At 71.1% G+C, this 9,696-nt stretch carries 8 protein-coding genes; 4 read left to right on the forward strand and 4 right to left on the reverse strand.

The window, feature by feature from the left end; translation table 11 throughout:
- On the forward strand, positions 1-883 hold an 883-nt coding region (locus tag BFF77_RS06710), incomplete at its 5' end, for a M23 family metallopeptidase (RefSeq protein ID WP_141698372.1).
- A 220-nt stretch (positions 884-1,103) separates the two neighbouring features.
- On the opposite strand, the gene BFF77_RS06715 is transcribed toward BFF77_RS06710, so the two are convergent.
- A complete protein-coding gene (locus tag BFF77_RS06715) occupies positions 1,104-3,716 on the reverse strand; it encodes an ATP-dependent DNA helicase (RefSeq protein ID WP_066944846.1) in 2,613 nt (870 codons plus the stop codon).
- A 322-nt stretch (positions 3,717-4,038) separates the two neighbouring features.
- On the opposite strand from BFF77_RS06715, the gene BFF77_RS06720 reads away from it, so the two are divergent.
- Positions 4,039-5,235, forward strand: a complete 1,197-nt coding sequence (locus BFF77_RS06720; RefSeq protein WP_066944857.1) for a C40 family peptidase — start codon at positions 4,039-4,041, stop codon at positions 5,233-5,235.
- Between the two features lie 57 nt (positions 5,236-5,292).
- Here BFF77_RS06720 and BFF77_RS06725 read toward each other — a convergent pair whose 3' ends face one another.
- Complete coding sequence (locus BFF77_RS06725) at positions 5,293-5,646, reverse strand: hypothetical protein (protein ID WP_066944849.1); 354 nt, start codon at positions 5,644-5,646, stop codon at positions 5,293-5,295.
- A gap of 262 nt (positions 5,647-5,908) precedes the next feature.
- Here BFF77_RS06725 and BFF77_RS06730 point away from each other — a divergent pair, with 262 nt between their 5' ends.
- The gene (locus BFF77_RS06730) at positions 5,909-6,997 is read left to right on the forward strand and encodes a C40 family peptidase (RefSeq protein ID WP_066944858.1); all 1,089 of its coding nucleotides are present in this window, start codon (positions 5,909-5,911) and stop codon (positions 6,995-6,997) included.
- Positions 6,998-7,124: 127 nt separating this feature from the next.
- Complete coding sequence (locus BFF77_RS06735; protein WP_079124893.1) at positions 7,125-7,502, forward strand: hypothetical protein; 378 nt, start codon at positions 7,125-7,127, stop codon at positions 7,500-7,502.
- Between the two features lie 124 nt (positions 7,503-7,626).
- Here the strand turns inward: BFF77_RS06735 and BFF77_RS06740 are convergent, their stop codons facing one another.
- Together BFF77_RS06740 and BFF77_RS06745 are read right to left on the reverse strand one after the other, a co-directional pair.
- Positions 7,627-8,352 (reverse strand): LuxR C-terminal-related transcriptional regulator, encoded by a 726-nt coding sequence (locus tag BFF77_RS06740; RefSeq protein ID WP_066944854.1) that lies wholly within the window; start codon positions 8,350-8,352, stop codon positions 7,627-7,629.
- Positions 8,353-8,407: 55 nt separating this feature from the next.
- Positions 8,408-9,646, reverse strand: a complete 1,239-nt coding sequence (locus BFF77_RS06745; protein WP_066944861.1) for a PspC domain-containing protein — start codon at positions 9,644-9,646, stop codon at positions 8,408-8,410.
- Positions 9,647-9,696: the final 50 nt, after the last annotated feature.

The raw sequence follows: 9,696 nt of genomic DNA on the forward strand, positions 1-9,696 counted from the left end.
CGACGCCCATCACGCAGGCGGAGGGCACGGCGACGGTGAGGAGCGCGGCGCGCTTGGCGGGGGTACGGCGGCGGCCACGGCTGCCGTTTCCGCCTCCGCCCGCCCGGTACGCCGGGCGGGCGGAGGCGGAAACGGCAGCCGTGGCCGCCGCCGTACCCCCGCCAAGCGCTCCGCGCTCCTCACCGTCGCCGTGCCCTCCGCCTGTGTGATGGGCGTCGCCGGTATCGCCGCCGCCTCCGTCGGCGGCCTCGGCGCGGAGGAGGCCCAGGAGGACACCAGGACGACGACGGCAGCCGCCGATCCCGGCTCGGTGAAGCCCGTCGCCGCCAACAACAAACTGGACACCCAGCTCGCCGCCCTCAGCGCCGACGCCCGCGACTTCGGTGACCGCGCCAGCCGTACGCAGGAGCGCATCGACCTCAAGGAGCGGCAGGAGGCGGAGCGGAAGCAGCGAGCGGCGGAAGCGGCCCGCAAGGAGGCCCTCCGCCCCAAGTTCGCCCTTCCCGTGGCCGCGCACGGCCTCAGCGCGTACTACGGCCAGGCCGGCGTCAACTGGATGTCCGTACACACCGGGATCGACTTCCCTGTCTCCTACGGGACGCCGGTGATGGCCGCGACCGACGGCACCGTACGCACGCAGTACAACAGCGCCTACGGCAATATGGCCATCGTGACCGCGGCCGACGGCACCGAGACGTGGTACTGCCATCTCAGCAGCACGAGGATCCGCTCCGGTACGGTCAAGGCCGGTGACGTGATCGCCTATTCGGGGAACTCGGGCAACTCCACCGGTCCCCATCTGCACTTCGAGGTGCGTCCCGGCGGCGGCTCGGCGATAGACCCGCTGTCCTGGCTCCGCAGCCACGGCCTGGACCCGACATAGGCGGCGGACGCGACCGACGCGGGGCGACGCGAAGCACGGAGAAAGCCCCTCGGCCGAGCCGGACCCGACATCGGGACCGGAAGGCCGAGGGGCTTTCCGCTGTCAGCTCCGCGCCGGTCCCGCTCCGGACCCGCCTGTCCCGCTCCGGACCGAGCTCGCGGCTCGGACCTCAGAGCTTCACCACCGGCTTCCCCGCCGGCGTCCTGGGCCCGGACGGGACCTAGAGCTTCTCCACCGGCGCGTACCGCAGCAGCAGCCGCTTGGGCTTGGTGTCCCCGAAGTCGACGGTGGCCTGCGCGTCCGCGCCCGTCCCCGTCACCTCCGTCACCGTGCCCAGACCGAACTGGTCGTGCGTGACACGGTCGCCGACCGCCAGCGAGATCACCGGCCGGTCGGTCGTACGCCGTGTGGCGAAGCCCGCGGGGCCGCCGGACCTGGCACGCGAGGACCCCGAACCCGACGCCGCCGACAGCGAGGACGCGATCCCGGACGTCGGGCCCGCCGGGATCTGCGCCCCGGTCCGCTTCCACTCCAGATGGTGGCCCGGGATCTCCTCCAGGAACCGTGACGGCGGGTTGTACGCGGGCTGCCCCCAGGCGCTCCGCATCGACGACCGCGTCAGATAGAGCCGCTCACGGGCGCGCGTGATCCCGACGTATGCCAGCCGTCGCTCCTCCTCCAGCTCCTTGGTCTGGCCGAGCGCGCGCATGTGCGGGAAGACGCCGTCCTCCATGCCCGACAGGAACACCACGGGGAACTCAAGGCCCTTCGCGGTGTGCAGGGTCATCAGCGTGATGACACCGGAGCCGTCCTCGTCCTCGTCGGGGATCTGGTCGGAGTCGGCGACGAGGGCCACCTGCTCCAGAAACTCGGCGAGCGTGCCGGACGCGGCACCGGCGCCCGCGCCACCAGCAGCCGCGCCACCGCCACCGACTCCCGCGCCGCCGTCACCGGCAGCGGCGCTGCCATCGGCGTCCGCGTCACCGGCGTCCGCCGCACCGGCGTCGGCATCCGTGCCGCCGTCGCCCGTCGCCTCGGCGGCGGCCTGCTCGCGCGCCTGCTCGAACTCCAGCGCCACCGCCGCCAGTTCCTGAAGGTTCTCGATGCGCGTCTCGTCCTGCGGATCGGTCGAGGCCTGAAGCTCCGCCAGATAACCGGTCCGTTCGAGCACGGCCTCCAGCACCGTCGCCGGCCCGGCGCCCGATTCGACGACCGTGCCCAGCTCCTCCATCAGCGTGTTGAAGCGCTTCACGGCATTGGCGGAGCGTGCCGCCATGCCGTACGCCTCGTCCACCCGGCGCAGCGCCTGCGGGAAGGTGATCTTCTCCCGCAGCGCGAGGGCGTCGATCATGGCCTCCGCGCGGTCCCCGATGCCGCGCTTGGGCACATTGAGGATACGGCGCAGCGGAACGTTGTCCTCCGGGTTGGCCAGGACCCGCAGATAGGCCAGCACATCGCGGACCTCCTTGCGCTCGTAGAAGCGCACTCCGCCGACGACCTTGTACGGCAGGCCGACACGGATGAAGATCTCCTCGAAGACACGCGACTGCGCGTTCGTACGGTAGAAGACCGCGACATCACCGGCCTTGGCCTCGCCCGCGTCCGTCAGCCGGTCGATCTCGTCGGCGACGAACTGCGCCTCGTCGTGCTCGGTGTCCGCGACATAGCCGACGATCCGGGCGCCGGCGCCGGCCTTGGTCCACAGATTCTTCGGACGGCGGCTCTCGTTGCGCTCGATGACCGCGTTGGCCGCGCTGAGGATCGTCTGCGTGGAGCGGTAATTCTGCTCCAGCAAAATCGTGGTGGCGTCCGGATAGTCCTCCTCGAACTGGAGGATGTTACGGATAGTGGCGCCCCGGAAGGCATAGATCGACTGGTCGGCGTCACCGACGACACACAACTCGGCCGGATCGTGGTCCTCGCCGGAAGGGCCCACCAGCTCGCGTACGAGTGTGTACTGGGCGTGGTTCGTGTCCTGGTACTCATCGACCAGCACATGGCGGAAACGCCGCCTGTAGTGCTCGGCCACATCCGGGAAGGCCTGGAGCAGATGGACGGCGGTCATGATGATGTCGTCGAAGTCCAGGGCGTTGGCCTCGCGCAGCCGTGCCTGATACATCCGGTACGCCTCGGCGAGCGTCTTCTCGAAGCCGTCGGAGGCCTGGTCGGCGAAGGTCTCCTCGTCGATCAGCTCATTCTTCAGATTCGAGATCTTGGCGCTGAAGGACTTCGGCGGATAGCGCTTGGGGTCGAGGTCCAGATCACGGCAGACCAGGGCCATCAGCCGCTTGGAGTCGGCGGCGTCGTAGATCGAGAACGACGAGGTGAACCCGAGCCTCTTGGACTCGCGCCGCAGGATCCGCACACAGGCGCTGTGGAAGGTCATCACCCACATGGCACCGGCGCGCGGCCCGACGAGCTGCTCGACGCGCTCCTTCATCTCGCCCGCGGCCTTGTTGGTGAAGGTGATCGCCAGTATCTGGCCGGGATGCACACCGCGGTTGCCCAGCAGATACGCGATCCGGTGGGTCAGGACCCGGGTCTTCCCGGAGCCGGCCCCGGCCACGATGAGCAGCGGCGATCCCGTGTGCACGACGGCCGCGCGCTGCTCCTCGTTCAGCCCTTCGAGCAGCGCGGCCAGATCCACGACCGTGCGCGGGGAGCCGCCGCGGTGGTACGGATCGCGCGCCGGCGGTGCGTCGAACGCGCCGTTGAAGAGGTCGTCCGGCACCGCCTCCCGGGCGTGCTCGTCGTGGTCCTCGGGCGGCGGTGGTGGCTCGTCACCGGAGGGCTGGAGGTCCGCCAGGAAACTGTCGTCAAAGAGGCTGCTCATCGCTCTCCGAGTCTAGGCCGCCGGACTGACAGCCCGCGCCCGCCTCGTAAAGTTGAGAAGTCTCCACCCGATCACACCGTGTGACGAAATCACCCACTCGACCCCCACGCGACACTTCGGAAACACTTTCCTCCGTCGCATGAGCAAATGGTCACGAAAATGTATCGGGCATTTCGACCATCCGCCTTCACATGAGGACCACAGTTTGGCTAGCGTGCTCGGTCAGGCACCCCCGTACCCCGAAGGCGACCCGCGCCGCGCGGGCAGCCCATGCCGAAATCGGACATTCCCCAAGGAAGTTCGACGGAAGGAGATGCTGGCCTTGGCGTCGCATCGCAAGTCGCGCACCCGTAGCGGAGTACGCACCAACTCCCCCGCCGTCGGGCTCACGACGGCCGCCCTCGCTTCGGTCACGCTGCTCTCGGCGCAGGGCGCGAACGCCGCACCGGCCGAGCCCAGGCCGTCCGTCGAAGAGGTGCAGAAGAAGGTCGACGATCTGTACCGCCAGGCCGGCGGCGCGACGCAGCAGTACAACAAGGCCAAGGAAGCCACGGAGAAGCAGAAGCGCGCGGTGGGCCGGGTGCTGGACGAGGTCGCCAAGCGCGCGGACAAGCTGAACGAGGCCCGCCGTACGCTGGGCAGCTTCGCGGCCGAGCAGTACCGCGAGGGCGGGCTCACCCAGACCGCCGCCCTGCTGTTCTCCGACAGCCCGCAGGCGTACTTCGAGCAGACGCAGATGATGGACCGGCTGGCGGACCGTCAGCGCGGTGTCCTGACCGACTACCAGGCGCAGCAGGCCGCGGCGGCGAAGGAGCGGGCGGAGGCGGCGAAGAGCCTGGAGTCGCTCACCGCTTCCCAGGCGTCGCTGCGGACCAGCAAGGAGAACGTGCAGAAGAAGCTCGGCGCGGCCCGTGCGCTGCTGTCGCGGCTGACCGCGGCGGAGCAGGAGCGGCTGGCGGCGCTGGAGCGCAAGAAGGAGGAGGAGGCCCGCCGGAAGGCGGAGGCGAAGGCCAAGGAGGAGGCCCGCGCGAAGGCGGAGGCCGAGGCCGAGCGCACGCGCGAGCAGCAGGCCCAGCCGCCCGCGACGGGCACGGGAGCGGGCGCGGGAACGGATTCCGGGGCGGGAACGGGTACCGGTACCGGCTCGGGGTCCTCCGACAGCGGCTACGCCACCAAGGCCGCGAAGGTCCTCGCCTTCGCACGCGCGCAAATAGGCAAGCCGTACGTCTGGGGCGCGTCCGGGCCCAGTTCGTACGACTGCTCGGGCCTGACACAGGCCGCCTGGCGGGAGGCGGGCGTGGAGCTGCCGCGCACCACCTGGGAACAGGTCGAGGCCGGGGCGCGCGTGGCGACGGGAGATCTGCTCCCCGGTGATCTGGTCTTCTTCTACGACGACATCAGCCATGTCGGCATCTACATAGGTGACGGCATGATGATCCACGCGCCCAAGCCGGGCGCGAACGTCCGCGAGGAGTCGATCTACTACCTGCCGATCTACGGAAGCGTCCGCCCGGCCTGACCCACCTGCCCGGACGCCCGCGCACCGGTGTGGGGGCGCCGGCCGGTCCGGGAGCCGTCAGGTCCAGAGCGTGGCGATGAAGACATTGGCCAGTGTCAGGCCGCCGACCGCGCCGAACAGGCCCTTCGGCACCGTCTCCTCGTCGCGCTTCACGTACACGACGGCGAGGATCACGACCAGGACCGCCAGCTTGACGCCGATCTTGATGTTGTTCACGGGGTTGTCGTCGGCCTGGTTCAGGCCGACCAGGACGATGCCCGTGATCAGCATCGTCAGCGCTCCGTGCAGCATCGCGGGACCGAAGCGGGCGGTGCCGGTGCCCATCGCCTTCATCCGGGTCAGAAAGCCGCCGAGCAACGACGCCACGCCGATGATGTGCAGGGCGACGAAGACATTGACGAGTGCGTCCATGGCCGGAGCCCAACGGGCGCCATATCACCTCTCCCAGGTGATGTGCGGCCATCTTTCCCTATCGGCCGGGTCGGACCGGAAAGGCACCGTTCCGCCGGGATCATCCCGGTCACAAAGCGCTTCGGAACCCTCACCTCCAGCCAATAGCGGCCATGCCGACACCGAGCTGTGACCTTGCGCCATAGCGTCCCTTCCCAGGCGGCCCACTCCAGCCGCCCGACCCGGACCGTACATACCCGTACCGAAGGAAGTGGACGCCCTCGTGGCAGCGCACCGAAAACGCAAGCAGCGCCGGCTCACCGGCCCGACCGGCCGTACCGCCGCCACCCTCGCCCTCGCCGGCGCCGCGACCGCCGCCGCCTCGGGCGCTCCCGCGCACACGGAGCCCCGGCTCACCGCCGCCCAGGTCAAGGCGGAGGTCGACAGCCTGTACGAGCAGGCCGAGGCCGCCACGGAGCGGTACAACGGCGCGAAGGAGAAGGCGGATCAGGCACGGGCCTCGCTGACGGAGCTGCGCGACGAGGCCGCCCGCAGAACCGACCGGCTCAACGCCTCGCGCAACGCGCTCGGCTCGATCGCCACCGCGCAGTACCGCACGGGCGGCCTCGGCCCCGCCGTACAGCTCGCCCTCAGCTCCGAACCCGACGACTTCCTCGAACGCGCCGGGCTGGCCGAGCGCGCCGGAGCCCGTCAGGCCACCATGGTCGCCGGGATCCGCAAGGAACTCGCCGCGATCGCCCAGCTCCGCAGCCGGGCCGACGACCGGCTCGCGGAGCTCGGGGCCCGCCGGTCCGAGCTGGCCCGCCACACGTCGGCCATCAAGGGGAAGCTCGACTCCGCCCAGCGGCTCCTGGACCGGCTGACTCCGGCGCAGCGCGCCCGGTACGGCGAGAACGGCCAGGCCGGCCAGGACGGTCAAGGCGGCGACGACGGCCAGGGCGGGCAGGGCGGCGGGCTGTACGGTCCCGGCGCGGCGCCCGGGAGCGCGGTCGGGGCGTCCGGCTCACGCGCTGCGGCGGCCGTCGCCTTCGCGTACGGGGCGCTCGGCAAGCCGTACGTCTGGGGCGCGAGCGGGCCCGGTGCCTTCGACTGCTCCGGGCTGACCCAGTCAGCCTGGCGCGCGGCGGGCGTCTCCCTGCCCCGCACCACGTACACACAGATCAACGCGGGACAGCGCGTCACACGCGACCGGCTCGCCCCGGGCGATCTCGTGTTCTTCTTCTCCGGCGTCAGCCATGTCGGGATCTATGTCGGCGGCGGACAGATGATCCATGCCCCGCGGCCCGGCTCCGCGGTCCGGCTGGCGCCGATCGACCAGATGCCGTTCGCGGGCGCCGCGCGGCCCGCGTAGAGCGCCACCCGGCCCGCACAGGCCGCCATCCGGCCCGCGTCACCAGGACGGACCATCCCCGGGTGCCGTGTCTCCTCCTTCACGCCACGATGAGCTGCAGTATGCCCTCGGCCGTGAAGGGGAAGCCGTGAGACGAGCCACCGCCGTCAGCGCGTCCGTCCTGACCGTCGGCGCGCTCTTCGTCCTGGCCCCGGTGGGTGTGACGCCCAGGGGCTGCGGCGACCTCTCCCGCGGCCGGCTCTGCGTCGAGGGCCCGATCGGTGGTGCGGGCCGGTTCACCACGTGGTACGTCCAGCACGAGGACCGGCCCGGCACCGCCGTACGCCTCGGCTATCAGCGCAAGGACGACCGGATCGTCGCGTTCCCGGGCTGGTTCGGGACGCGGCGCACCCGGGGCGGGCGGGCCGAGCTGGGCGGCACACTCGACACCGCGCCCGGCGAGTGCGTGCGCGGCCTGCTGGAGCACCAGGAGAAGACGTACGTCACCCAGTGGCACTGCTCGTAGGCCCCTGCGCCGGCATCTCCAGGACCGTGCCTCGGGACCCGCCTCAAGGACCGTGCCCTCGGACCCCTGCCTCCGCGACCGAGCCCCAGGACCACGCGCTGCCCGCCCCGCAACCGCGTCTCCGTCAGACCAGCCTGCGTGCCGTCGCCCACCGCGTCAGCTCATGCCTGTTCGAGAGCTGGAGCTTCCTCAGGACCGCCGAGACATGCGACTCCACGGTCTTCACCGAGATGAAGAGCTGCTTGGCGATCTCCTTGTACGCGTATCCCCGCGCGATCAGCCGCAGCACCTCACGCTCCCGCTGGGTGAGCCGGTCCAGGTCCTCGTCCACCGGCGGCGCGTCCGTCGACGCGAACGCGTCCAGGACGAAGCCGGCCAGCCGTGGCGAGAAGACCGCGTCGCCCTCCTGCACACGGAAGATCGAGTCGACCAGGTCGACGCCGGTGATCGTCTTGGTGACATAGCCGCGGGCACCGCCTCTGATCACCCCGATGACGTCCTCGGCGGCGTCGGAGACCGACAGCGCCAGGAAGCGCACCGGATTCTCGCCCGCCACCATCAGCGGCGCGCAGCGGCGCAGCACCTCCACACCGCCGCCGCCCGGCAGATGGACATCGAGCAGCACGACCTCGGGGCGGGTCGCCGTGATCACGGTGACCGCCTGGTCCACGTCGGCCGCCTCACCGACGACCTCGACACCGGTCTGTTCGGTACGGCCGATCTCCGCCTGCACGCCGGTACGGAACATCCGGTGGTCGTCGACGAGCACGACCCGTACACGGCGGTCGTCCCCGGCCGGGCCGCCGCCGCTGTCCGCCGGAAAGCCCTTGGCCTGCACGCCCTCGCTCATGGTCTCTGCCCCTCGTCGTCCCGATCATGGTCCTGGTCCTCGCGCGGGCCGCAGGTCATCCGTCCGCCGCCCGCTCCATCTCCAGCTCGACCTCGGTGCCGCCGCCCGGAACCGAACGCAGCCGCGCCGTCCCGCCGTTCCGCTGCATCCGGCCGATGATCGACTCCCGCACGCCCATACGGTCGGCCGGCACCGCGTCCAGGTCGAACCCGGGGCCGCGGTCCCGTACGGAGAGGAAGACCGTCCGGCCCTCCACCTCCGCGAAGACCTGCACCGCGCCCCCCTCGCCACCGTACTTGGCGGCGTTGACCATTGCCTCGCGTGCGGCCTGCATCTGTGCCGCCAGTTTCTCGTCGAGCGGACAGTCGCCGACGACCACGACCTCGATCGGCACACCGTGGTGGTCCTCCACCTCGGCCGCCGTCCGCTTCACCGCCTCGGCGAGGGTGGCGGGCTCGTCCTGCTCGTCCTTGCCCCGGCCCTCCGGCTTGTAGAGCCAGGCACGCAGCTCACGCTCCTGCGCGCGGGCGAGCCGGCGGACCTCGCCCGCCTCGTCGGCGTTGCGCTGGATCAGGGTGAGGGTGTGCAGCACGGAGTCATGGACATGCGCGGCGACCTCGGCGCGCTCCTGCGCGCGGATACGCATCAGGCGCTCCTCGGAGAGGTCCTGTGTCATCCGGACGAGCCAGGGCCCGGCGAGCAGCGCGACTCCGGCGACGACGGCGATGGCCCCGGTCAGTACGTTCCCGAACTGGGCGGCCGAGCCGCGCACCACCATGAAGACGGCGAGGCCCAGACCGACCAGGGCGACTCCCGCGAGGGTGCGCGCGAGCTGGAAGAGCCTTCGGCGGCGGCCCACCTCGGTCCAGCGGGCACGGCGCGCGTTGTCGGCCTGCCGCCAGACCAGGACGACCCCGGCGCCTGTCAGGAGCAGCGGCCAGATGTAGCGGTCGGCGTGGCTGCGGCCGAAACTGACGTTGCCGATGAAGATGGCGGCGCCTATCACCAGCGCTATCAGCGCGAAGACCTGGCCCTTGTCCGGCTTGCGCAGCCGGCGCCTGCCGTCGGGGCTGATCTCGAAGAGGGACCGCGACTCGACGACCGTGCCGCCGACGCCGAGCGGTACGACGATCCAGAAGACGGCGTAGAGCAGCGCGCCGAGGCCCTGGGAGAGGAAGAGGGCGAGAAAGACGAGCCGCACCCAGACGACCGGCAGCCCGAGATGCCCGGCGAGACCACGCGCCACTCCGCCGAGAAGACGGCCGTCCGCGCTGCGGTACAGCTTGCGCGTCAGCGGCTCGTCCGGCGCGGGGGCACGGGCGGCGGACGAGCCGCTGACGCGCA

It is taken from the genome of Streptomyces lushanensis (genome assembly GCF_001700515.1).
Lineage (GTDB): Bacteria > Actinomycetota > Actinomycetes > Streptomycetales > Streptomycetaceae > Streptomyces > Streptomyces lushanensis.

Coding starts and splice junctions, on each gene's coding strand:
- BFF77_RS06715 (WP_066944846.1), bottom strand. CDS start 3,716: ATGAGCAGCCTCTTTGACGACAGTTTCCTGGCGGACCTCCAGCCCTCC.
- BFF77_RS06725 (WP_066944849.1), bottom strand. CDS start 5,646: ATGGACGCACTCGTCAATGTCTTCGTCGCCCTGCACATCATCGGCGTG.
- BFF77_RS06740 (WP_066944854.1), bottom strand. CDS start 8,352: ATGAGCGAGGGCGTGCAGGCCAAGGGCTTTCCGGCGGACAGCGGCGGC.